The sequence below is a fragment of the Actinoplanes sp. NPDC023801 genome, assembly GCF_040639655.1.
Classification (GTDB): domain Bacteria; phylum Actinomycetota; class Actinomycetes; order Mycobacteriales; family Micromonosporaceae; genus Actinoplanes.
Map to the genome: position 1 here is coordinate 1 of NZ_JBFAAI010000047.1, position 25,579 is coordinate 25,579.

At 73.1% G+C, this 25,579-nt stretch carries 3 protein-coding genes; all 3 read left to right on the plus strand.

The genetic code is table 11. From position 1 onward, the window contains the following. Positions 1-60 precede the first annotated feature (60 nt). Genes AB0G04_RS42330 through AB0G04_RS42340 form a run of 3 tightly spaced genes read left to right on the plus strand, consistent with a single transcriptional unit; the run spans position 61 to position 25,537 of the window. The gene (locus AB0G04_RS42330) at positions 61-4,353 is read left to right on the plus strand and encodes an amino acid adenylation domain-containing protein (RefSeq protein WP_360995798.1); all 4,293 of its coding nucleotides are present in this window, start codon (positions 61-63) and stop codon (positions 4,351-4,353) included. 11 nt (positions 4,354-4,364) lie between these two features. Further along, the gene (locus tag AB0G04_RS42335; RefSeq protein WP_360995802.1) at positions 4,365-24,311 is read left to right on the plus strand and encodes a non-ribosomal peptide synthase/polyketide synthase; all 19,947 of its coding nucleotides are present in this window, start codon (positions 4,365-4,367) and stop codon (positions 24,309-24,311) included. Further along, on the plus strand, positions 24,308-25,537 hold the full coding sequence (locus tag AB0G04_RS42340; protein ID WP_360995805.1) for an MFS transporter: 1,230 nt from the start codon (positions 24,308-24,310) through the stop codon (positions 25,535-25,537). The genes AB0G04_RS42335 and AB0G04_RS42340 overlap by 4 nt, the downstream gene beginning before the upstream one ends. Positions 25,538-25,579 lie beyond the last annotated feature (42 nt).

The window sequence follows — 25,579 nt, forward strand, 5'->3', positions numbered from 1 at the left end:
GCGGGTGGGTGGCGCCCCCCCGGGGTTTGCCCCCCGGGGTCCCGGGGTCGGGCCCGCCTCTTGCGTGTCCCGGGCCTCCGGTCCGGCGTCCTGCCGATGCTGCGGCGCGCCGCACCCGCCGAGCCGGGCATGGCCGCCCTGATCGACGCCGCCCGCGAGGCCCACGGACCTCTGGACCTGGCCGGCGGACCACTGTTGCGTGCCACTCTGTTCAACGGCGCGACCCCCGGACCGGTGCTGCTGCTGGCCGTTCATCACCTGGTCGTGGACGCCGTCTCCTGGCGGGTGATCGTCGCCGACCTCCAGCAGGCGTACCGGCAGGCGGCGGCGGCCGAACCGGTGCGACTGCCCGAGCCGACCACGCCGTTCCTGGACTGGTCGCGACGTCTGGCCGCGTACACCGAGGGCGGGGGCTTCGACAGCGAACGCCGGCACTGGCAGATCGCCGATGCGGCCGCGACCGACCTGCCCACCGACGCGGACGGTCCGGACACGGTCGCCGACACCGCCACCGTTACCGTCCGGCTCACCACCGACGAGACCAACGCGCTGCTCAACGAGGTTCCTCGCGCCTACCGCACCCAGGTCAACGACGTGCTGCTCAGCGCACTGGCCGCGACCCTGTACGCCTGGACCGGCCGCCGGTGCACCGCCGTGGACCTGGAGGGCCACGGCCGTGAGGAGATTTTCGACGGCGTCGACCTCTCCCGGACGGTCGGCTGGTTCACCACGATCCACCCGGTCGCTCTGGAACTGCCCACCGATCCGGCCTGGGACACGGTGCTCAAAGCGGTCAAGGAGCAGCTGCGGGCCGTGCCCCGGCGCGGGATCGGCCACGGCGCCCTGCGTCACCTGGCCGGCCACCGTGGCGGGCCCGGCGGACCACGGATCAGTTTCAACTATCTGGGCCGCACGCAGATGCCGGCCGGCGGTGACGGCCTCTGCCGCGGCGTCGCGCACGAGCTCGCCCTGGATGACGACCCGGCCGCGCCACGCACCCACCTGCTGCAGGTGCTGGGCCGGGTCACCGCCGGCCGGCTCGAGCTGACCTGGTCGTACGGCCGCAACCGGCACCGGCACGACACCGTCGCGGACCTTGCCGACCGGATGTGTGCGGCCCTGCGCGCGATCGTCGAGCACTGCACCGGCCCCGCCTCGGGTGGCCGCACCCCGTCGGACTTCCCGCTGGCGCGCCTCGGCCAGGCCGACGTCGACCGGCTCGCCGGCACCGGCGCGCAGGTCGCCGACATCTACCCGCTGACCGCCATGCAGGGCGGCATGCTGTTCCACGGCCTCGACCCGGCCGGCGACGGCGTCTACCTGCAACAGACCACGTTCGTGCTGGACGGGGTCGCCGATCCGCGGCTGCTGGCCCGCGCGTGGCAGCACGTCGTGGACCGCACCCCGATCCTGCGCAGCGCGGTCGCCTGGGCCGACCTGACCGAACCCGTCCAGGTGGTGCACCACCGGGTCCAGCTCCCGGTCACCCAGCTCGACTGGACGGGCCTGACCGAGGCCGGGCGCCGCGATCGGCTGCAACGCCTGCTCGACGACGATCGAGCCGCCGGCCTCGACCTGACCCGGCCACCGCTGATGCGCCTGACCCTGGCCCGCCTCTCCGCCACCGAGGTCCAGGCGCTGTGGACCTTCCACCATCTGCTGCTCGACGGCTGGAGCGTCTTCCAGGTACTCGCCGACGTGTTCGCCACCCACGCCGCTCTGCGCTCGGGGCAACCGGCCACCCTGCCGGCCCGGCGCCCGTTCCGGGACTACCTGGCCTGGCTGTCCGGTCAGGACGACGCGCCGATGGAACGCTACTGGCGCACGGCCCTGGCCGGCTTCACCACCCCGACTCCGCTGCCGTACGACCGGGCGCCCGCCCACGCGCACCGGGGCCGTTCGGCGCGTCGCTGTGCCGTCGAACTCGACGCCGGGCAGTCGCTGCGGCTGCACGAGACGGCCCGCGCGAACCGGCTCACCGTCAACACGCTCGTGCAGGGCGCCTGGGCGATCCTGCTGTCGCGCTACAGCGGCCTGCGCGACGTCTGCTTCGGCGCCACCGTCTCCGGGCGCCCGCCCACGCTGGCCGGCGCCGACGCGATGACCGGCATGTTCATCAACACGCTGCCGGTACGCGCCGATGTGGACGGCACCGCCGACACCGTTCGGTGGCTGCAAGACCTGCAGTCGGCACAGACCGAGGCCCGCCAGTACGAGCACACCCCGCTGACCCGCCTGCGTGGTTTCAGTGACCTGCCACCGGACGCCGCGCTGTTCGACAGCATCGTGGTGTTCGAGAACTATCCGATCGACGACGCCGCCGCCGTGGCGCACGGGCTGCGCCTGCGTGACCTCGACGCGGTGGAGACCACCAGCTTACCGCTCAGCCTGATGGCCTATCCGGGCGAGCAGCTGTCCCTGGTGCTCTGCTACGACCCCGACTGTTTCGACGAGGCGACCGCCCACCGCATCGCCACGCATCTGCGGCACCTGCTGGCCGCCGTCGCGGACGACCCGCACCGGCCGGTCGGGCGGCTCCCGATGATCACCGGCGCGGAGCGCGAACGGATGTTGCGCACCTTCAACGACACCGCGCACCCGGTCACGCCGGCGACCCTGGTCGACCTGCTGGCCGAACAGGTGCGGCGTACCCCACAAGCCCCGGCGGTCACCTTCGGCGCCGACACCCTGTCGTACGCCGAACTGGACCGCTGGTCGAACCGGCTGGCCCACCGGCTCGCCGCGGACGGCGCCGGGCCGGAGCAGTGTGTCGCGGTGTCGTTGCCGCGCTCGGCGGAACTGGTGGTCGCGCTGGTCGCGGTGCTCAAGACCGGTGCCGCCTATCTGCCCGTCGACCCGGGGCTGCCGGCCGCCCGGACCACCCTCATGCTCGACGACGCCCACCCGATGCTGGTGCTCGACCGGCCGGAGGCGGTCCTCGACGCGCACGGCGCCGACCCGGCACCCGCCCTCGACCGCATCGCGGCGCCGCATCCCGACCATCCGGCGTACGTCATCTACACGTCCGGTTCCACGGGCCGGCCCAAGGGCGTTGCAGTGTCGCACCGCGGCATCGTGAATCGCCTGCTGTGGATGCAGCACGAATACGGTCTCGGCCCGGACGACGTGGTCCTGCAGAAGACGCCGGCCGGCTTCGACGTGTCGGTGTGGGAGTTCTTCTGGCCGCTGATCACCGGGGCCCGGCTCGTCGTCGCCCGGCCGGAAGGGCACCGCGACCCGGCCTACCTGGCCGGGCTCATCCGCGACGAGGGCGTCACCACCGTCCACTTCGTGCCGTCGATGTTGCGGGCGTTCGTCGCGGAGCCGGCCGCCGCCGGGTGCACCGGCCTGCGCCGGGTGATCTGCAGCGGTGAGGCGCTGCCCGGTGACCTGGCCGCCGCGTTCCAGACGCTGCTCCCGGCCGGGCTGCACAACCTGTACGGCCCCACCGAAGCCTCCGTGGACGTCACCTACCACCGGTGCCGGCCCGAGGACACCGACCTGCCGGTGCCGATCGGCCGGCCGGTGTGGAACACCCGCACCTACGTGCTCGACGGGGACCTGCAACCGGTGCCGCCGGGCGTCCCGGGCGATCTGTACCTCGCCGGGGTGCAGCTGGCCCGTGGGTACCTGCGCCGTCCGGGGCTGACCGCCGGGCGGTTCGTCGCCGACCCGTACGGCCCGCCCGGCTCGCGGATGTATCACACCGGCGACCTGGCCAGCTGGACCGGCGACGGCGTCCTCACCTTCCTCGGCCGCACCGACGACCAGGTCAAGATCCGTGGCGTACGGATCGAGCTGGGCGAGATCGAGGTGGCCCTGCGCAGGCACCCGGGCGTCGCCGAGGCGGCGGTCGTGGCCCGCGACGACCGGCTGGTGGCGTACGTCGTACCCACCGGCGACGGTGAGCCGGCCGCTGCGGCATGGGCCGCATGGCTCGCCGCCGAACTTCCCGCGGCCCTGGTCCCGGCGGCGTTCGTGCCGCTCGGCCGGCTGCCGTTGAGCCCGAACGGCAAGCTCGACCGGGCCGCCCTGCCGGCCCCCGTGTGGGCCGCCCCGCCCGCCGTCGAGTACGTGCCCCCACGCGACGACACCGAGGCGGCCATCGCCGGCATCTTCGGGGCGGTCCTCGGCACCGATCGGATCGGTGTGCACGACAGCTTCCTCGACCTCGGCGGCGACTCCATCGCCGGCATGCTCGTCGCCTCCCGGACCGCCGCCGCCTTCGGCGTCCCGGTCAGCCCACACGACGTCCTCACCGCCCGCACCGTCGCCGAGCTCGCCGAGATCGTGCAGGAACACATCCTGCGCGAGCTCGAGAGCCTGGCCGGCAGCGAGAGCGACCCCCGATGAAGGAGTACCGGATGCCGTCCGAGCAGCAGAGCCGTATCGCCGCCCTTCCGGAACACCTTCAGCGCGTGCTGCGCCAGCGGCTCGCCGGGTCCGCGCCGGACTCGTCCATCCGGACTGTCCCGGCCGCCCGGCGCGACGAACCACTCCCGCTGTCCTTCGCCCAGCAGCGGCTGTGGTTCCTGGACAGGTTCACCCCGGGCGACTCCGAGTACAACAGTGCCCTGGCGCTGCGACTGCGCGGACCCCTCGACACGGCCGCGCTCACCGCCGCGATCGAGGCACTGGTCGCCCGGCACGAGTCGCTGCGCACCACCTTCGACGACATCGACGGCCGGGCGGTGCAGGTCGTGCACCCGCCGGCGCCCGTGACCGTACCGGTCACCGACCTCAGCGACCCCGGCACGCTCGACGACGTCCTCTTCGCGGCGTACTCGGCACCCTTCGACCTGCGTACCGGTCCGCTGTTCCGGGCGACCCTGCACCGCCTCGCACCGGACGACCAGGTCCTGCTCCTGTCCGCGCACCACATCGTCACCGACGGCTGGTCCATGGGTGTGCTCGTCGACGACCTGGGCACGCTCTACGAGCAGATCCGCACCGGAGGCCCGGCGACCCTGCCCGAACTGCCCGTGCAGTACGCCGACTTCGCGGTCTGGCAGCGGGCCCGGGCGTCCGGCGCGGCCGCCGGCCGGCACGCCGACTACTGGACCCGGCAGCTCGCCGGCCTGCAACCGCTTGACCTGCCCACGGACCGGCCCCGCCCCGCGGTCCGTACCTCGAACGGCGCCGTGCACGACTTCACCGTGCCCGCCGCCGTCACCGGCCGGCTCACCGCCCTGGCCCGCGCGCACGACACCACCCTCTTCACCGCCCTCACCGCGGTCTGCACCCTGCTGTTCGCCCGCTATGCCGGCCAGGACGACGTGGCCCTGGGCACCGTGGTGTCCGGGCGCGACCGGCCCGAACTGGAACGCCTCGTCGGGTTCTTCGTCAACACCGTGGTCCTGCGCTCGCACGTCGATCCGGCCGACACCGTCGCCGAGTTCCTCGGCCGCGTGCGCGCCACCACCCTGGACGCCGTCGCGCACGGCGACCTCGCGTTCGAACGCCTGGTCGAGGTGGCCGGGGCGCCCCGGGACGTGAGCCGTAACCCGCTGTTCGACGTGATGGTGCTGTTGCAGGGCGGGAACCGGCCCCGGCCCCGGATGGCCGGGCTCGACGTCGACGAGGTGTCCCTGGCCCGGCGCGCCGCGACCTTCGACCTGTCGGTGGAGTTCGAGGAACGCGACGGGACGCTGGCCGGATTCGTCGAGTACAACACCGACCTGTTCGACGCGGAGACGATCGTCCGGCTGACCGGTCACCTGCTCACCCTGCTCGAGGCCTTCGGCACCGACCCCAACTGCCCCGTCGGACGGCTGGGACTGATCAGCGACGACGAACGTGACCAGGTGCTGCACCGATGGAACGACACCGGCGCCGACTGGCCGGCGGCCACCTTCGGCGAGCTGTTCGCGGCACAGGTACGGCGTACCCCCGACGCGACCGCGCTCGTCAGCCGGGACGCCACGATGACCTACCGGGAACTCGATGCGCGCGCCGCCCGGCTGTCCCGCCTGCTGCGGCGGCACGGTGCGGCACCGGAACGGCTGGTGGCGGTGGCGGTGCCGCGTACATCGCAGGCCCTGGTGGCGCTGCTCGCGGTGATGAAGGCCGGCGCTGTGTATCTCCCGCTCGATCCGGAGCTGCCCGCCGACCGGCTCGCCTTCGTGCTCGACGACGCCCGGCCCGTGCTGATGCTGACCGCCGGCCCTCTGACGGTCCCGGACGGTGTGGTGTGCATCGACCTGACCGACCCGGCCGTCGACCGGGAAGCGGCGGCGCTGCCGGACGGCACCGGCCCGGCGGCACCGGCGACACCCGGGAACGCGGCGTACGTGATCTACACATCCGGATCGACCGGGCGGCCCAAGGGCGTGACGGTCGAGCATCGGCAGCTCGCCAACCTGTTCCACCACCACCGGGACCACCTCAGCGCGGCCGTCGGCCGGCGGATGCGGGCCACCCTGACCGCGTCGTTCGCCTTCGACACCTCCTGGGAGGGGCCGCTGCTGCTCGCCGACGGGCACGAGCTGCACCTCATCGACGACCAGACCCGCCTCGATCCGGCGGCTCTGATCGGCTACGTCCGGCAGCGGCAGATCGACTTCCTCGACGTGACACCGTCGTATCTGCGGCAGCTGCTGCCGGCCGGGCTGTTCGACGACGGCGAGCACCACCCGGCGGTGCTGGTGCTCGGCGGCGAGGCGCTCGACGAGGCGCTGTGGCGGCGGCTGGCCGAGGCACCGGCAACCACGGCGTACAACTTCTACGGACCCACCGAATGCACGGTGGACGCGGTGTCCTGCCGGATCACCGACGCGTCCCGGCCGGTGATCGGGCGCCCGCTGGGCAACCTGCGCGCCTACGTGCTCGACGACCGGCTGGCACCGGTGCCGCCCGGCGTGGCCGGGGAGCTGTACCTGGCCGGTGCGCAGGTCGCCCGCGGCTACCTGGGCCGGGCCGGACTGACCGCGGAGCGGTTCGTCGCCGACCCGTTCGGCCCGGCCGGCTCCCGGATGTACCGCACCGGTGACCGGGCCCGCTGGACCGCCGACGGCCTGCTCGACTACCTGGGGCGTACCGACGACCAGGTCAAGATCCGAGGCTTCCGGATCGAGCCGGGTGAGGTCGAGGCCGCGCTGGTCGCCGAACCCGGTGTCACCGCGGCGGCCGTGGTGGCCCGCGAGGACGCCGCTGGGCACCGGCGGCTGGTCGCCTACCTGGTATCCGCCGACGGAACCGCGGACGCCACCGCGCTGCGCGCCGCACTGCGCCGCACGCTGCCCGACCACATGGTGCCGTCGGTGTTCGTCGCCCTGGATCGGCTGCCCACCACCGGCAGCGGAAAACTGGACCGGCGTGCCCTGCCGGAGCCGCCCGCCCCCACCGACGAGCAGTCGGCCTACGTCGCCCCGCGCACCGACGTCGAACGGTGCCTCGCCGAGATCTGGGAACAGGTGCTCGGCGCCGCCCGGGTCGGTGTCACCGACAACTTCTTCGCCCTCGGCGGCGACTCCATCCTCAGCATCCAGGTGGTCTCCCGGGCGCGGCAGGCCGGTCTGCGCCTCACCTCCCGCGACGTGTTCCTGCACCAGAGCATCGCGGAGCTCGCCTCGGTGACCGGCACCGCGCCGGCACCCGCCGACACCCCGGCCATCACCGGGCCGGCACCGTTCACCCCCATCCAGCACTGGCTGTTCGACACGTACGGGCCGCTGCGCCACTTCACCATGTCGATCACCCTCGAATTGGCACCGGACACCGACCGGACCGCCCTCGAACAGGCGTTGCAGGCCGTCGCCGGCCACCACGAGGCGCTCCGCCTGGCCGTCGGTGACGGCGACGGCCGCCGGACCCAGACCTGTGTCGCCGACCCCGCCCCGGTCCGGCTCCGCACCGTCGAGCTCACCGGCGACGACCCCACCGGGCAGCAGCTCGCGGCAGCCACCGCGGTGCGCGCCGACCTCGACCCCGACGGTGGCCGGATGTTCGGCGCGGTGCTGTTCCACGGCGCCGGCCGGCCGCCGTGCCTGCTGCTTGTCGCCCACCACCTGGTCGTCGACGGGGTGTCCTGGCGCATCCTGCTGGAGGATCTGGAGACCGGCTACCGGCAGATCATGGCCGCGCAGCCGGTCACGCTGCCGGCCGTCGGCACCGCGTTCACCCAGTGGGCGCACCGGCTCGCCGCGCACGCCGCCGCGGGCGGCTTCGACGACACCCTGCCGTACTGGGCGGCGAGTCCCGAGCCGGAGCCGCTCCCGGCGGACCACGACGGCACCGGCGCGCGGCCCATGCCCCGCACGCTCACGGTACGGCTGTCGCAAGCCGAGACCGACGCGCTGCTGCACCAGGTGCCGCCGGTCTACCGCACGCAGGTCAATGACGTGCTGCTGAGCGCGCTGGGCCGGGTGCTGGCGGACTGGACCGGCCGGGACCGGGTGGCGATCGCGCTCGAGGGGCACGGGCGTGAGGAACTGTTCGACGGCGTCGACCTGTCCCGGACCGTCGGCTGGTTCACCACCCAGTTCCCGGTCACCGTCGACCTTCCCTCGGGCGGGGACTGGGGCCGTACCCTGCTCGCGGTCAAGGAGGCGCTGCGGGCGGTGCCGCACCGCGGGCTCAGCTATGAGGCGCTGCAGCACCTGGCCCCGTCGGCGACCGCCCTGCACGGACGCGGCCTGCCGCAGGTCTGTTTCAACTATCACGGCCGCTGGGACGACCCGGCCTCCGGCACGGGGCTGATCCGCGGCCGCCACGACGGTGTCGGCCCCGACCTCGACCCGGACGTGCCGCTCGCGTACCGGCTCGACATCACCGGTCTGGTGGAGGCCGGCGAGCTGCGCCTGAACTGGCAGTACGACGGCGCGACGCACGACGAGGACACCGTGCGCCGCCTGGCCGGGGCGATGCTCGACGCGCTGCGCGGTATCGTCGCGCACTGCCGCGAACCGCGGGCCGGTGGCCGTTCCCCGGCTGACTTCCCACTCGCCGGGCTCGACCAGGCCGGTGTGGACCGGATCGCCGGCGACGGCCGGGACGTCGAGGACGTGTACCCGCTCACCCCGTTGCAGGCCGGCATGGTGTTCCACAGTCTCGTCGACGCCGGCTCCGGTGTGTACGCCGACCAGACCCGGATGCGGCTGGGCGGGGTGACCGACCCGCACGCGCTGGCCGCGGCCTGGCAACGGGTCGTCGACCGGACTCCCGCCCTGCGTACCGCGGTGGTCTGGGAGGGCGTCGAGCGGCCGCTGCAGGTCGTGCACCGCCGCGTCGAGCTGCCTGTCGCCCACCACGACTGGCGGAAACTGTCCGAGAGCGAGCGCGACCGGGCCGGCCGTGACCTGCTGGCTGCCGACCGGGCTGCCGGGCTGGAGCTCACCCGGGCGCCGCTGATGCGCCTGGCCGTCGCCCGTACCGCCGACGACGAGGTGTTCCTGCTCTGGACCTCGCACCACGTACTGCTCGACGGATGGAGTGTCGGCCAGGTCTTCACCGAGGTTGCGCGGGAGTACGCGGCCCTCGTCCGGGACCGCCCGCACCGGCCCGAGCCCCGCCGCCCGTTCCGGGACTACCTCGCCTGGCTGGCCGGGCAGGACGAGGACGAGGCGCATCGCTACTGGCGTGGCGCCCTGGCGGGGCTGAGTTCGCCGACGCCTCTGCCGTACGACCGCCGGCCGGTGCAGGCGCACCGTGCCGAGTCGGCCGGCACCGTGCGGGTCCGGCTGGCCGAGGCGGAGTCCACCGCCCTGCAACGCGCCGCCCAGCAGCACGGGCTCACCGTCAATACCGTCGTGCAGGGCGCGTGGGCCCTGCTGCTGTCGCGGTACAGCGGTGAACGCGACGTGGTGTTCGGCACCACCGTCTCGGGCCGTCCCGCGGACCTGCCCGGTGTCGAGTCGATGATCGGCATGTTCATCAACACGGTGCCCACCCGGGTCACCGTCGCCGGGCGGCAGCCGGCCGCGGCGTGGCTCGGCGACCTGCAGGCGGCACAGAGCGAGGCCCGCCGCCACGACTGGGTCGCGTTGTCCCAGCTGCGCGCCTGCACCGGCCTGCCGGCCGGGGTGAACCTGTTCGACAGTGTGGTGGTCTTCGAGAACTACCCCTACGACGCGGACGCGGTGGCCTCCGGCGAACTGCGGCTGCACGAGGTGCACAGCACCGACACCACCAACTTCCCCCTTGCCCTGAGCGCCCACCTCGCCGGCGGGCTGGGGCTGGAGCTGGCGTACGACCCCCAGTTGTTCGACGACAGCACCGCCCGGGACCTGGTCACCCGGCTGCGGACGCTGCTGCTGGCGGTGGCTGAGGACCCGCGCCGCGCCGTCGGTGACCTCGACTGGACGACCGCGGACGAGCGGCGCCGGGTGCTGGTGGAGTGGAACGACACGGGTGCGGTGATGCCGTCGGTGACGTTCGCGGAGGTGTTCGCCGAGCAGGTGCGGCGTACGCCGGATGCGACTGCTCTGGTGTTCCGGGGGGTGTCGTCGACGTTTGCGGAGGTGGAGGCGCGGGCGAATCGTCTGGCGCATCTGCTGGTCGCGGCGGGGGTGGGGCCGGAGAAGGTGGTGGCGGTGACGTTGCCGCGCGGCGCCGACACGGTGGTGGCGATCCTGGCGATCCTCAAGGCCGGCGGCGTGTACCTGCCGGTGGACAGGGCGCTCCCGCCCGATCGGATCGCGCTGCTGTGCCGCGACGCCGGCGTCACGCTGGTGCTCGGCACCGTGCCCTCGAAGGTCGCCGACCTGCCCGCGCTCTGTCCCGGTGAGCCGGAGACCGAGGCGGTGCTGCGTCTGTGCCCGGAGACCGAGCTCGCTGAGACGGTACGGCGTGCGCCGGTGCGGCCGGGCAATGCCGCGTATCTGATCTACACGTCGGGTTCGACGGGCCGGCCGAAGGGGGTGGTGGTGGAGCATCGTCAGTTGTCGACGTTGTTCTTCGATCATCTGGAAGGGTTGATCGAGCCGGAGGCGCGGGCGGCGGGCCGGGTGCTGACGGTGGGGTTGACGGCGGCGTTCTCGTTCGACACGTCGTGGGAGGGCCTGCTGTTCATGGCGGCGGGTCACCGGTTGCATGTGATCGATGACGACACGCGCCTGGACCCGGAGGCGTTGGTGCGGTACGTCGCCGAGCAGGGTGTGGATGTGCTGGATGTGACGCCGTCGTACGGCCGTGAGCTGGTCAATGCCGGTTTGCTGACGGCGGGCCGGGAGTTTCCGCGGGTGGTGATGCTCGGTGGTGAGGCGGCGGAGCCGGCGTTGTGGCGGGAGATCGCCGCGAGTGGTGTGACGGGCTACAACTTCTACGGGCCGACCGAGTGTGCGGTCGATTCGGTGTCGTGCCGGATCGATGAGGCGGATCGGCCGGTGATCGGGCGTCCGGGTCGTAACCAGCGGGTGTATGTGCTGGACCGGGAGTTGCATGTGGTCCCGGCCGGGGCGTGCGGGGAGTTGTACATCGCCGGTGATCAGGTGGCTCGTGGCTATCTGGATCGGCCGGGGTTGACGGCGCAGCGGTTCGTGGCGGATCCGTTCGGTGTGCCGGGATCGCGGATGTATCGCACCGGTGATCTGGTGCGGTGGACGGGTACGGGCCTGCTGGAGTATCTGGGCCGGGCCGACGAGCAGGTCAAGATCCGGGGGATCCGGATCGAGCCGGGTGAGATCGAGGCCGTACTGCTCGCCCACCCGGCCGTCAGCGCCGCCGCCGTGGTGGCGCACGAGGCGCCGGGATCGGTGCGCCGGCTGGTCGGCTACCTCGTCCCCGCCACCGGCGCCGGGCTGCCGGCGAACGCCGATCTGCGGGCGTGGCTCGGCCGGTCGCTGCCGGAGCACCTGCTGCCCGCGGCGTTCGTCGCCGTCGACCGGCTGCCCACGACCAGCAGCGGCAAACTCGACCGCCGGTCGCTGCCGGAACCCGACTTCCGTGGCGTCCCCGGCGGCGTGACGGTGCCACCCCGCACCGCCGCGGAACGCCTGGTCGCCCGGATCTGGGCCGAAGTGCTCGGGGTGGAACAGGTCGGTGCCACCGACAACTTCTTCGACCTCGGCGGCGACTCCATCCTCAGCATGCGGGTCACCTCCCGGCTACGGGAGGATTCCGGCGTACGCGTCTCGCCGCGCGCCGTGTTCGACGCCCCGGACCTGGCCGCCCTGGCCGCCCTGCTCGACGGCGCGGCCGGCCGGCCGGCGGTGGCCCCCGTGACACCGGTGCCCCGGACCGGCCCGATGCCGCTGTCGTTCGCGCAGCAGCGGCTCTGGTTCCTCGACCAGTTCGAGCCGGGCGGCACCGAATACCTGAGCCCGCTGGCGCTGCGGCTGCGCGGGCCGCTGGACACCGACGCCCTCGCCACGGCCCTGACCGCGCTGGTGGCCCGGCACGAGTCGTTACGGACGACCTTCGGCACCGTCGACGGCCGCGGTGTGCAGATCGTCGGCGAGCCGTACCCGGTGGTGCCGGAGACGTACGACCTGACCGCACGACCGGAGACGCTTCCCGCCCGGCTCGCCGCTGAGGCGAACCGGCCCGTCGACCTCGCCACCGGGCCGGTGCTGCGCGTCGTCCTGATCACCACCGGACCCGGCGAGCACGTGTTGCTGCTGGTCCTGCACCACATCGTCACCGACGGGTGGTCCGGGGGAATCCTCGCCGACGAGCTCGGCGAACTGTACGACGCGACCCTGGCGGGCCGGCCCGCCGAGCTGCCGCCGCTGCCGGTGCAGTACGCCGACTTCGCGGTGTGGCAACGCGACCAGCTGACCGGGCCGGCCGCCGACGCGCAACTGGGCTACTGGCGGGACCGGCTCGCCGGGATCACCCCGCTGGAACTGCCCCTCGACCGGCCCCGCCCGCAGGTACGTACCTCGGCCGGCGCCTCTCTCGAGTTCCGGCTGCCCGCTGACCTGACCGCCCGGCTGCACCGCGTGGGCCGAGACCACGACTGCACACTGTTCATGACACTGGTCGCCGCCTGCCAGGTGCTGCTGAGCCGCTGGTGCCGACAGGACGACGTGGCGCTGGGCACGGTCACCTCCGGGCGGGAACACGACGGCCTCGACCGGGTCGTCGGCTTCTTCGTCAACACGGTGGTGCTGCGCTCGGCGGTGCCGTCCGGTGAAGTGTTCACCGACTTCCTCACCCGGGCACGCCGTACCGTGCTCGACGCCTTCGCCCATCAGGACGTGCCGTTCGAGCGGCTCGTCGACGAGGTGCAGCCGACCCGCGACACCAGCCGCAACCCGCTGTTCGACGTGATGGTGGTGCTGCAGAACCTGCCCGCCGAGCAGCCCCGGCTCACCGGCCTGGACGTCACCGAACTCCCGCCACCGGTCGTCGCGGCCACCCACGACCTGTCGTTCGAGTTCGAGGAACGCGACGGCACGCTGGCCGGGGCGGTGGAGTACAACACCGACCTGTTCGACGCGGCCACCGTCGAACGGATGGCCGGCTCGCTGATGACGCTGCTGGACGAGATCGGCACTGACCCGCGGCGTCCGCTCGGGCACCTGGACCTGCTCGGCGCGGACGAGCGGCGGCGGGTGCTGGTGGAGTGGAACGACACGGGTGCGGTGATGCCGTCGGTGACGCTCGCGGAGGTGTTCGCCGAGCAGGTGCGGCGTACGCCGGATGCGACTGCTCTGGTGTTCCGGGGGGTGTCGTCGACGTTCGCGGAGGTGGAGGCGCGGGCGAATCGTCTGGCGCATCTGCTGGTCGCGGCGGGGGTGGGTCCGGAGAAGGTGGTGGCGGTGACGTTGCCGCGCGGCGCCGACACCGTGGTGGCGATCCTGGCGATCCTCAAGGCCGGCGGCGTGTACCTGCCCGTCGAGCACACCCTGCCGGCCGCACGCGCGAAGCTGCTCTGCCAGGACGCGCGAGCCGTCCTCACGGTGGGCGCCGCCGTCGAGGGCCTGCCCGTGCTGGCCCTCGACGACCCGGCGACCGCCGAGGCGCTGCGGGCCTGCCCGGACACCGCTCCCGTTCCGGCCGGGCCCGGCAATGCCGCGTATCTGATCTACACGTCGGGTTCGACGGGCCGGCCGAAGGGTGTGGTGGTCGAGCATCGGCAGTTGTCGACGTTGTTCTTCGACCACCTGGCCGGGCTGATCGAGCCCGAGGCGCGGGTGGCGGGCCGCACGCTGACGGTGGGGCTGACGGCGGCGTTCTCGTTCGACACCTCCTGGGAGGGCCTGCTGTTCATGGCGGCGGGCCATCGGCTGCACGTCATCGACGACGACACCCGCCTGGACCCGGAAGCCCTGGTCGACTACATCGGCCAGCACGAGGTCGACCTGCTCGACGTGACCCCGTCGTACGCCCGTGAGCTGGTCAACGCGGGCCTGCTCACCCCCGGCCGCACCTTCCCGCGAGTGGTGATGCTGGGCGGTGAGGCGACGGAGCCGGCACTGTGGCGCGAGATCGCTGCCAGTGGTGTCACCGGTTACAACTATTACGGGCCGACGGAGTGTGCCGTCGACTCGGTGTCCTGCCGTGTCGACGAGGCCGATCGCCCGGTGATCGGACGCCCGGGCCGCAACCAGCAGGCGTACGTCCTCGATCATGAGCTGCGCCCCGTCCCGGCCGGGGCGTCCGGAGAGCTCTACATCGGCGGCGACCAGGTGGCACGCGGCTACCTCGACCGGCCCGCACTGACCGCTCAGCGATTCGTGGCCGACCCCTTCGGTCCGCCCGGATCCCGGATGTACCGCACCGGCGACCTGGTGCGATGGACGGGCAGCGGTCTGCTGGAATACCTCGGCCGGGCCGACGAGCAGGTCAAGATCCGCGGAATCCGTATCGAGCCCGGAGAGATCGAGGCCGCCCTGCTCGCCCACCCCGCGGTCAGCGCCGCCGCCGTGGTCGCACGGCCCACCGGCCGCGGCCACCAGCGACTGGTGGCCTACCTGGTCACCACCGGCACCGATGCCCCGGGACCCGAACAACTGCGGTCCTGGCTGAAACGCACCCTGCCCGACCACATGGTTCCCGCCATCTTCATGGTGCTGGATCGGCTGCCCCTGACCACCAGCGGCAAGGTGGACAGGCGCGCACTGCCGCAACCGCGCCTGAGCGACGAGCCCACCACCGGCCACACCGCCCCGCGCACCGACGCCGAACGCCTGCTCGCCGGCATCTGGGCCGACGTGCTCGGCACCCCCCGGGTCGGCGTCACCGACAACTTCTTCGCCCTCGGCGGCGACTCCATCCTCAGCATCCAGGCCGTCTCCCGTGCCCGCCAGGCCGGCCTGCGGATCAGCTCCAAGGACATCTTCCTGCACCAGAGCATCGCCGAACTGGCCCTCGTCGCGACCCCGCACGTACCTGCGGAAGCGGACACCGCACCCGTCGCCGGCCCGGCGCCGCTCACCCCGATCCAGCACTGGTTCGTCGGCCACCAACCGGAGCACCTGGGCCACTTCGCCATGTCGATGCTGGTCGACCTGCCGGCCGAGGTGGACCCGGACCTGCTCGCCGCCGCCCTGCAGGCGACGGCCGGCCACCACGACGCGCTGCGGCTGCGGCTGCGCCGGACCCCCGGCGGCTGGGCGCAGGAGCCGGAACCGCCGGCGCGGGTACCTCTGGAACGGCACGACCTGTCCGGCACCGGTGACGACGACCTCCCGGCGGTGCTACACCGGCACGCCGTCGACGCGCAGCGCGGACTCGACCCACTCACCGGCCCGGTACTGCGGGCCCTGCTGTTCGACCACGGATCGCGCCGGCTGCCGCAACTGTTCATCGCCGTCCACCACGCGGTGATCGACGGGGTGTCCTGGCGGATCCTGCTCGACGACCTGCAACACGCCTACCAGGACCTGTCCGCGGGACGGCCGGTCGCGCTCGCGCCGGCCGGCACGGCGTACACCCGGTGGGCGCACCGGCTCGCCGCGCACGTCACCGCCGGTGGCTTCGACGACGCGCTGCCGTACTGGATCGCGGCCGGCTCGGCGCCCGCCGACCTGCCGATGGACCGGGCCGGCGGCAACACCACCGGGTCCGCCCGCACCGTGACGGTACGGCTGCCGCAAGCCGAGACCGACGCGCTGCTGCACCAGGTGCCGCCGGTCTACCGCACGCAGGTCAACGACGTGCTGCTGAGCGCGCTGGGCCGGGTGCTGGCGGACTGGACCGGCCGGGACCGGGTGGCGATCGCGCTCGAGGGGCACGGGCGTGAGGAACTGTTCGACGGCGTCGACCTGTCCCGGACCGTCGGCTGGTTCACCGCCGAGTTCCCGGTGCCGCTCACCGTGCCGTCCGGCCCGTGGGGTGCGGTGCTGACCGGCGTCAAGGAGACACTGCGGGCGGTGCCGCACCGCGGTCTCAGCTATGGCGCGCTGCGGTATCTGAGTGCGCCCGGCTCCCCGGCCGGGATTCTGCGCGAGCAGGCCATGCCACGGATCTGCTTCAACTACCACGGCCAGTGGGAGCTCGGCGGCGACGAGGACGGTGCCCTGTACCGGGCGTGGCGGCCGGGAATCGGGGAGGACGCCGCCCCGGACGGCGAACGCGGCTACCTGATCGAGGTCACCGGCGCGGTCACCGACGGCCGGCTGCACCTCGACTGGACGTACGCGAGTGAGGTGTACGACGAGGCCACCGTGCGCGACCTGGCCGAGGCGATGCTGCGCGCGCTGACCGGGATCGTGGAGCACTGCGCACGCCCGGAGGCCGGCGGGCGCAGTCCGTCGGACTTCCCGCTCGCCGGCCTGGACCAGGCCGGCGTCGACCGGCTGGTCGGCGACGGCCGCGACGTGGAGGACGTGTACCCGCTCACCCCGCTGCAGGCCGGCATGCTGTTCCACAGCCTGGTGGACGACGGCTCCGGCGCCTATCTGGATCAGACCCGGATCCGGCTGGCCGGGGTGACCGACCTCGCGGCGCTGGCCGAGGCCTGGCAGCGCGTCGCCGACCGCACGCCGGTGCTGCGCACGTCGGTGGCCTGGGAAGGCCTGGCCCGGCCGGTGCAGGTGGTGCACACGGGGGTACGCGTACCGGTCACCCACGTGGACCGGCGTCACCTGCCCGCCGCCGAACAGGCCGCCGAACTCGACCGGCTGTGCGTCGCTGACCGCGACGCCGGCCACGATCTGACCCGTGCGCCGCTGATGCGCCTGACCGTCGTCCGGCTCACCGACGACGAGGTGCTGCTGGTCTGGAGCTCGCACCACATCATCCTGGACGGCTGGAGCACCACCGCGGTCTTCAGCGAGGTCGTGGAGGAGTACACCGCCATCGTGGCCGGCCGGGCGCCCGCGCTCACCCCGCGGCGGCCGTTCCGCGAGTACCTCGCCTGGCTCGACGCCCAGGACGCGCGGGAGGCACGGCGGCACTGGTCCGGTGTTCTCGCCGGGCTACGGTCACCGACACCGCTGCCGTACGACCGGGCCCCCACGGACGCGCATCACACCGAGTCCGCCGAGCACGTCCGGGTCCGGCTGGACCCCGCCGAGTCGGAGCTGCTGCGCGACACCGCGCGCCGCAACGGCTTGACCGTCAACACCGTCGTGCAGGGCGCTTGGGCGCTGCTGCTGTCGCGCTACAGCGGTGAGCGCGACGTCGTCTTCGGCACCACCGTCTCGGGCCGGCAGGCCGACCTGCCCGGTGTCGAATCCATGATCGGCATGTTCATCAACACGGTGCCCACCCGCGTCGAGGTCGACGACCGGATGGAGACCGCGGACTGGCTGCGCCGCCTGCAACTGCAGCAGAGCGAGTCACGCCGGTACGACCACGCGCCCCTGCCGGAACTGCGCACCTGCAGTGAGCTGCCCCCCGGGGTGGATCTGTTCGCCAGCATGGTGGCGTTCGAGAACTATCCCATCGACGCCGCACCCGACGACGCCGCCGGACTGCGGGTCACCCACGTCGACGGCGTCGACACCACCACCTTCGCGCTCAGCGTGACCGCCTACCTCGACGACGCGTTGCGTCTGGAACTCGCCTACGACGGGCGGCTGTTCGACAGCGGCACCGTGACCGCGATGGCGGGCCGGCTGCGTACCGTACTGGAGGAGATCGCCGCCGATCCGCACCGGCCGGTGGGCCGGCTGCCCTGGCTCGCCGGGCCGGACATCGCGACGGTGCTCACCCGGTTCAACGACACCGCGCGGACCGGGACCGGTGGCACCCTGACCGGGTTGCTCGCCGACCAGGCCGCGCGGACCCCGGACGCCCCGGCGCTGGTCTTCGAGGACCGCGAACTGACGTACGGCGAGCTCGACGCCTGGGTGCAGCGGCTGGCCTCCCGGCTGGCCGCCGCCGGCGCCGGCCCGGAACGGTTCGTCGCCGTGTCGCTGCCCCGATCGCTGGAACTCGTCGTCGCCCTCCTGGCGGTGGTGCGTTGCGGTGCCGCCTACCTGCCGATCGAGCCGGACCTGCCGGCGCAGCGGGCGGCGTTCATGCGTGACGACGTGCGCCCGGTCCTGGTGCTGGACCGGCCCGAGACCGTACGCGACGGGACCGGGCTGCCCCCGGCCGGAGAGGTGTCACTGGCGGTGCCACGGCCCGCGTCACCCGCCTACGTGATCTACACGTCCGGTTCCACCGGGCGGCCCAAGGGCGTGGTGGTGCCTCACGAGGGCATCGTGAACCGGCTGCTGTGGATGCAGCACGAATACGGTCTCGGCCCGGACGACGTGGTCCTGCAGAAGACGCCGGCCGGTTTCGACGTGTCGGTGTGGGAGTTCTTCTGGCCGCTGATCACCGGTGCCACCCTGGTGGTGGCACGCCCGGACGGCCATCGGGACCCCGCCTACCTGGCGGAGCTCATCCGGGACCGGGCGGTCACCACCGTCCACTTCGTGCCGTCGATGCTCCGGGCGTTCGTCGCCGAGCCGGCCGCCGCCGGGTGCACCGGGCTGCGCCGGGTGATCTGCAGCGGCGAGGCACTGCCGGGTGACCTGGTGGAAGCCTGGCAACGGATTCTCGACGTGCCGCTGCACAACCTGTACGGCCCCACCGAGGCCTCCGTCGACGTGACGGCCTTCCCATGCCCGCCCGGCTGGACGGGCACGTCCGTGCCGATCGGCCGCCCGGTGTGGAACACCCGCACCTACGTACTGGACCGGTTCCTCAATCCGGTGCCGCCCGGCGTACCGGGGGAGCTGTACCTCGCCGGGGTCCAGCTGGCGCGCGGCTACCTGCGCCGGCCCGGCCTGACCGCCGAACGGTTCCCGGCAGATCCGTACGGCCCGGCCGGGACACGCATGTACCGCACCGGTGACGTGGCCCGCTGGACGGCCGACGGCCTGCTGGAGTACCTCGGGCGTACCGATCATCAGGTGAAGATCCGGGGCTTGCGGGTCGAACTGGGTGAGATCGAGGCGGCGCTCGCCACCCATCCGGCGCTGCGGGACGCCGCCGTGCTGGCACGTACCGACCAGCCCGGCAGCGCGCGGCTCGTCGGGTACGTCGTGGCCGCCGGCGCCGTCGTGCCGGAGGATCAGGAGCTGCGGGACCACCTGCGCCGGACGCTGCCCGAGCACATGGTCCCCGCCGTGTTCGTCAGCCTGGACCGGCTGCCGCTGACCGTCAGCGGCAAACTGGACCGGCGGGCGCTGCCCGCGCCGGGGACACCTGTCACCCGGGGAACGGCCTTCGTGGCCCCGCGCGGCGAGGCCGAATGCCGGGTCGCCGCCGCCTTCGCCGAGGCACTCGGCCTGAGCGCCGTCGGCGCCGACGACGACTTCTTCGCGCTCGGCGGTGACTCCATCCTCAGCATCGGCGTCACGTCCCGGCTGCGCTCGGCGTTCGGTGTGCAACTGTCGCCGCGGGTGCTGTTCGAACATCCCACCGTGGCCCGGCTCGCCGCCGCGCTGGGCTCCCCGGGTCTGGCCCCCGCCGACGCCGGCATCCCCACGGTGCCCCGCGACGGCGAGCTGCCCCTGTCCTTCGCCCAGCAGCGCCTCTGGTTCCTGCACGAGCTCGACCCGGGCGGCGGCGAGTACCACACGGTGACGGCGCTACGCCTGCGCGGCACGCTGGACACCGAGCGGCTCGGTACGGCCCTGTCCGCGCTGGTGGCCCGGCACGAGTCGCTGCGGACCACGTTCCACACCACCGCCGGCGGGCACGGCCGACAGGTGATCCGGGACCCGTACCCGGTCGTCTGCGAGCGGGTCGATCTCACCGGGGTGCCGGCCCGGCAGCGCGACGAACGGCTGCGCGACGTGCTCGACGAGGCCGGGCGGCTCCCGTTCGACCTGGCCGGCACGGTGCTGCGGCCGGTACTCGTCCGGCTCGCCGGCGACGACCATGTGCTGCTGCTGGTGCTGCACCACATCGTCACCGACGGGTGGTCGACCGGCGTCCTGCTGGACGAGCTCGCGGAGTGTTACACCGCCGGGCTCGAGGGCCGCCCGCCGCGACTGCCGGCCCTGCCGGTGCAGTACGCCGACTTCGCCGCCTGGCAGCGGGACCGGCTCACCGGCGCCCTGCTGGAGGAGCAGCTCTCCTTCTGGCGCAACACGCTGGCCGGCGTGACCGCCCTGGAGCTGCCCACCGACCGGCCCCGCCCGCCGGTGCACACCCAGCGAGGCGCGATCCACGAGGCACAGGTCGGACCGGAGGTCGCCGCGCGGTTGCGTACGCTCGGCCAGCAGCAAGGCGGCACCCTGTTCACCACCCTGGTGGCCGCCTGCCAGGTGCTGCTCAGCCGCTGGTCCGGGCAGCCCGACGTGGCGGTGGGCACCGTCACCGCCGGCCGCGACCGTGCGGAGCTCGAACACCTCGTCGGGTTCTTCGTCAACACCGTGGTGCTGCGCGGCACGGTGACCGGTGAACAGCACTTCACCGATCTGCTGGGTGGGGTGGGCAGCGCCGTGCGGGACGCGTTCGCCCACCAGGACGTGCCGTTCGAGCGGCTCGTCGAGGAGCTGCAACCGGTCCGCGACCCCAGCCGTACCCCGCTGTTCCAGGTGATGGTGGTGCTGCAGAACCTTCCCGGGAGCACACCGGAACTGCCCGGCCTGCGCACCGAGCCGGTCGAGCTGCCGATGACCGCCGCCGCCTACGACCTGACGATGGAGTTCCAGGAGACCGACGCCGGTCTGGAGGTGGCACTGACCTACAACACCGACCTGTTCGACGCCGGCACCGTCGAGCGGATGGCCGCTCACCTGACCGAGCTGCTGACCGGCATCGCGGCCGACCCGGACCGGCCGGTGGCGCACCTGCCGATGCTGCCCGCGCCGGAACGGCACCGTCTGCTGGTCGAGCTCAACGACACCGGCACCCCGGTACCGCCGGCCACTCTCGACGAGTTGTTCGCTGCCCGGGCCGCCCGTACCCCGAGCGCTCCGGCGCTCCTGCACGACGACGGCACGGTCGACTACGCCGGTCTCGACGAACGGGTGAACCGCCTGGCGCACCTGCTGATCGAGCGGGGAGCCGGGCCCGAGTCGATCGTCGCGCTGGTCCTGCCCCGCTCGGTGGAGATCGTCGTGGCGCAACTGGCCACCGGGCGGGCGGGCGCGGCGTACCTGCCCGTCGACCCGGACTATCCGGCGGAGCGGATCGAGTTCATGCTCAGCGACGCCCGGCCCATGCTCGTGCTGACCAGCCGTGCCCTGGCCGACCGGGTACCGGCGTCGGCAAACCTGGTGGTCGTCGACGATCCGTCGGTCGTGGCCGCCCTCGCCGCGCAACCGGCGCACCGGGTCACCGCCGTCGACCGGCACAGCCCGCTGCGACCGGACCATCCCGCCTACGTCATCTACACCTCCGGGTCCACCGGCCGGCCCAAGGGCGTGACCGTCACCCACGCCGGTATCGCCGGGTTCTCCGCCGCCGAGATCGAACAGTTCGCCGTCCGGGAGGGCGACCGGGTCCTTCAGTTCGCCTCGCCCAGCTTCGACGCCTCGGTGCTCGAACTCTGCATGGCCCTGCCCGCCGGCGCCGCCCTGGTGGTGCCGCCACCCGGACCGCTCGTCGGCGACCAGCTCCAGCAGGTGCTGGCCGACCGGCGGGTCACCCACGCGCTGATCCCGCCGGCCGCGCTGGCCGCCCTGCCGGATGCCGATCTGCCGGACCTGGCCACGCTGATCGTCGGCGGGGACGCCTGCACGGGTGATCTGGTGGCCCGCTGGGCGCCCGGACGTCGCATGATCAATGCGTACGGGCCCACGGAGACGACCGTGGTGGCCACCTGGACCGGCCCGCTCCCCGTGGACGGCGTGGTGCCGCCGATCGGCGGTCCCATCGCCAACACCCGGGTGTACGTGCTGGACCGGCACCTGCGGCCGGTGCCTACCGGAGTCGCCGGTGAACTGTACGTCGCGGGGTCCGGGCTGGCTCGCGGATACCTGCGCCGACCGGGCCTGACCGCCCAGCGGTTCGTCGCGAACCCCTTCGACGGACCCGGCGCCCGGATGTACCGCACCGGCGACATGGTGCGCTGGACCGCCGCCGGGCAGCTGGAGTTCCTCGGCCGCGCCGACGACCAGGTCAAGATCCGCGGGTTCCGGATCGAACTCGGCGAGGTACAGGCCGCACTGGCCGCCCATCCTGATCTCGTCCAGGCGGTGGTAGCGGCGCGCGAGGACCGGCCGGGCGTCAAACGCCTGGTCGGGTACGTGGTTCCCGCCGCGGGCACCCCGGCGCCGGACACCGCGCAGTTGCGGTCGTTCCTGGCCCGTACCCTGCCCGATCACCTGATCCCCGCCGCGTTCGTGACGCTCGAACGGCTGCCCGTCACGGCCAACGGCAAAGTGGACCGCCGCGCCCTGCCGGCTCCCGGACGGGAGACGGCCGGGACCGCCGCGGGGTACGTCGCGCCCCGCACCGACATCGAGCGCAGGCTCGCCGGTATCTGGAGCGACGTGCTGGGACTCGACCGGGTCGGCGTGCACGACAACTTCTTCGACTCCGGCGGTGACTCGATCCTCAGCATCCAGGTGGTCTCCCGGGCTCGGCAGGCCGGGCTGCACCTGACCGCCAGGGACCTGTTCACCCGGCAGAACATCGCGGCTCTCGCCGAGGCCGTCGCGGTGGTGGGCGACGGCGACGGGGGCCGGGCCCCGGTCGTCGGGGAGGTCACGCTCACCCCGATCCAGCGGTGGTTCTTCGACACCCACACGGTCAACCCGAACCACTTCAACCAGGCGGTACTGCTGGAACTGACCGACGGGGTGGACGAGACCGCACTCGGTGCCGCTCTGGATGCGCTGGTGGTCCAGCACGACGCCCTCCGATCGGTGTTCCGGCACGACGACGGCGGCTGGCGGCAGGAGCTGGCACCCCCGCAGCCGGGGCCGGTGCTGCGCCGGTACGAACTGGCCGCCGACGACGACGATCAACGGCACGCCGAGATGGAGAAGGTCGCCGACGATCTGCACGCCTCGTTCGACCTGCACCGGGGCGGGCTGTTCCGGGCCACGCTGTTCGGCCGTGGCGCCGGCCACCGGCCGTACCTATTCCTGCTGGCGCACCACCTGGTGGTGGACGGCGTGTCGTGGCGGATCCTGCTCGACGACCTGGACACCGCCTACCAGCAACTGGTCCGCGGCGAGCCGGTCGACCTGGGCGCCCGCACCACCTCCGTCCAGGAATGGGCGGCCCGCCTGCGTGACCACGTGGCCGGTGGCGCCTTCGACGGCGAGGTCGACTACTGGACCGCCGGTGCCGACCCGGACGCACGTCCGGCCGCGGAGTCCGTCCAGACGCCACCGCAGCCGGTACAGAGCGTGTCGATGCAGCTGAGCACCGACGACACCGACGCACTGCTCCGCACGGCCCCGGGCGTGTACCGCACTCGCGTCAACGACGTGCTGCTGGCCGCGCTGGCCGCCGCGCTGTCCGGGTGGACGGGAACGGACCGGGTCCGGATTCAGCTGGAAGGGCACGGCCGGGAGGACATCCTCGGCGACGTCGACCTGTCCCGGACCGTCGGCTGGTTCACCACGATGTACCCGGTCACCCTGGAGGTACCAGCGGGCGGCGAACCGCAATGGCGGGCTCTGGTCAAATCCGTTCGCCGGCAGCTGCGGGCCATCCCCGGCAACGGTTTCGGATACGGGGCGCTGCGTCATCTCGGCGGGCAGGAGGTGCGTGACCGGCTCGCCGCCGCTGACCGGGAGCCGGTGACCGTCTTCAACTACCTGGGTCAGTGGGATGCCAGGGCGCAGGAGGCCGGGGCCACGCTTTACCACGACTCCCATCCGGCGCCCGGGCAGGACCACGATCCGCGCAACCGGCGCTCGCACGGCCTGGAGGTGGTGGGTGCCGTGTACGGCGGCGAGCTGGGATTCACCTGGTACTACCCGGCCCAGGCGTACGACACCGAGGCGGTGACGGCGGTGGCCGAGGCGTTCGCCGGCGCGTTGCGCGGAATCGCCGACGACTGCCGCCGGGGGCTGGGGTGACAGCACGGCTGTCCCGCAATCGGGACTACCGGCTGCTGTGGCTCAGTCAGGCCTGCGCCGAGTTCGGGCACAACGCCACCACGATCGCGTTTCCTCTGCTGATCCTCGCGATGAGCGGATCCACGGCGGCGTCCGGACTGGTGCTGAGCACCATCGCGGTGGCCCAGCTGGTCGTGGGGCTACCAGCCGGTGCGGCCGCCGACCGCTGGAACCGCAAAGGCATGATGCTGGCCTGCGAAGCGGCACAGGTCGTCGCGCTGGTGAGCCTGGTCGCCGCGGTGATGGCGGGAGTGGCCACCGTGCCGCACATGGTGGCCGTCGCCGCGGTGCTCGGCGCGTGCACGGCGCTGTTCGAGCCGGCGGAGGACGCCACCCTGGCGGCCCTGGTGCCGACGGAACAGCTGGGCACCGCGGTCGCCGCCAACGCGGCCCGCACCTCACTGGGACAGCTGGCCGGCACGGCGGCCGGCGGCTTCCTCTTCGCCGTCGCCCGGGCCCTGCCGTTCGCCGTCGACGTGCTCACCCATGTGATCGCGTTCATCACGCTCAGCTTCCTCCGGGTCCCGCCGCGCACCCGGGCCCCGGAGCCGGTGACCCGGCTGGGACCGGAGATGGTGGCCGGGCTGCGGTGGGTGTGGCAGCACCGCGTCATCCGGTCCACCACCCTGTACGCCGTGGTGCTGAACCTCTTCTTCAGCGCCTTCTACCTGGTGGTGATCATCCTGGCGCAGCACCGTGGCGCCGCGCCCGACGAGATCGGACTGATGGCCGCCATGCTGGGTGCCGGGGGGATGGCCGGTGCGCTGCTCGCGCCGTACCTGCATCGGCTCCTCAGCCCCTACGTGTCCGTCGCCGCGGTGTTCTGGGTGCTCACCGTCCTCGTCCCGATGACCGCACTGACCCGCGACGGGTACGTGATCGGCGGCCTGTTCGCACTGATGGCCCTGCTGGCGCCCACCGCCAACACCACCATCGTGACCCAGCAGGTGCTGATCACCCCCGACGAGCTGCGGGGCCGGCTCAGCGGCGCGCTCGCGCTGCTCACCGGGCTCGCCGGAGCGCTCGGGCCGGCGCTCGGCGGGGTGCTCACCGCGCTGGTCCCCGGCACGGCGGCCGTGCTCGTCTGTGCCGCCGGCATGGCGCTGGCGACGGTGTTCGCCACCGTCAGCCCCGTGCTCCGTGGCCTTCTCCGGGAGCAACCGGCCCCGGAGCCGGTGCCCGAATGACCGCACCGTCAGGCACCACACACCGTCAGGCAACACCCACAC